The organism is Hansschlegelia beijingensis, from assembly GCF_045505405.1.
Classification (GTDB): Bacteria; Pseudomonadota; Alphaproteobacteria; order Rhizobiales; family Methylopilaceae; genus Methylopila; species Methylopila beijingensis_A.
On the sequence record NZ_JBJKEX010000572.1, the window covers coordinates 1 to 1079 of the forward strand.

At 70.0% G+C, this 1079-nt stretch carries 2 protein-coding genes; both read right to left on the reverse strand.

Annotation, left to right across the window (positions count from 1 at the left end; all coding sequences use genetic code 11):
- Positions 1 to 734, reverse strand: a 734-nt coding sequence (locus ACIKT0_RS18790) for a DNA-methyltransferase (protein ID WP_407106822.1), incomplete at its 3' end; no start/stop codon positions are given.
- 89 nt (positions 735 to 823) lie between these two features.
- Positions 824 to 1079 (reverse strand): ribonuclease H family protein (locus ACIKT0_RS18795; RefSeq protein ID WP_474998513.1); only part of this gene is annotated, 256 nt, incomplete at its 5' end.

Here is a 1079-nt window from a genome sequence, read left to right on the forward strand (position 1 = left end):
AGCCGCCGCGCCACCGCGCCGGTGGTGCCGGAGCCGAAGAACGGGTCGAGCACCACGTCGCCGGGCTTCGTGGCCGACAGCAGCACCCGGGCGAGCAGCGCCTCGGGCTTCTGCGTCGGATGGACCTTGCGGCCGTCCTCGCCCTTCAGCCGCTCGGCGCCCGAGCAGATCGGGATCAGCCAGTCGGAGCGCGGCTGCAGGTCCTCGTTGCCGGCCTTCAGCGCCTCGTAATTGAACGTGTAGCCCTTGGAGTCCGCGCCGCGCGCGGCCCAGATCAGCGTCTCATGCGCATTGGTGAAGCGCCGGCCGCGGAAGTTCGGCATCGGGTTGGCTTTGCGCCACACCACGTCGTTCAGGATCCAGTAGCCGAGATCCTGCAGCGACGAGCCGACGCGGAAGATGTTGTGGTAGCTGCCGATCACCCACAGCGTGCCGGAGGGCTTCAGCACGCGCCGCACCGCGAGCAGCCAGGCCCGGGTGAAGGCGTCATAGGCCGAGAAGCTCTCGAACCGGTCCCAGGAATCCGTGACGGCGTCGACGAGGCTGTCGTCCGGCCGGTGCAGCGCGCCCTGCAGCTGAAGATTATAGGGCGGGTCGGCGAACACCATGTCGACCGAGCCGGCGGGCAGCTTCTCGAGCTCGGCGACGCAGTCGCCGATCAGGATCGTGTCGAGGGGGAGGGCGGAGCCCTCGGGCCGCTCGGCGCGGGCTGCGCCGGTACGCTGGAACGCCATGAAACACCCGCCTGGGTTACGCTGCTGACAGGCGGGATTCTCGGTTCGGTAACGTAAAGCCGGGGTTCAGAAACGCGGTGAACGAACCGTTAAGCCGCCAGCAGCGCGGCGATCGGCGCGAAGCCGCGGCGGTGGTGCTGGCAGGGGCCGTGCGCCGTCAGGGCGGCGATGTGCTCGGGCGTGCCGTAGCCCATGTGGCGCTCGAAGCCATAGACGGGGAAGCATTCGCCGAGGCGGCGCATCATCCGGTCCCGCACCACCTTGGCGACGATCGAGGCGGCGGCGATCGACTGAACCAGCGCGTCGCCGCCGATCACCGGCTCGGCCGCGCAGGCGAGGCCGGGC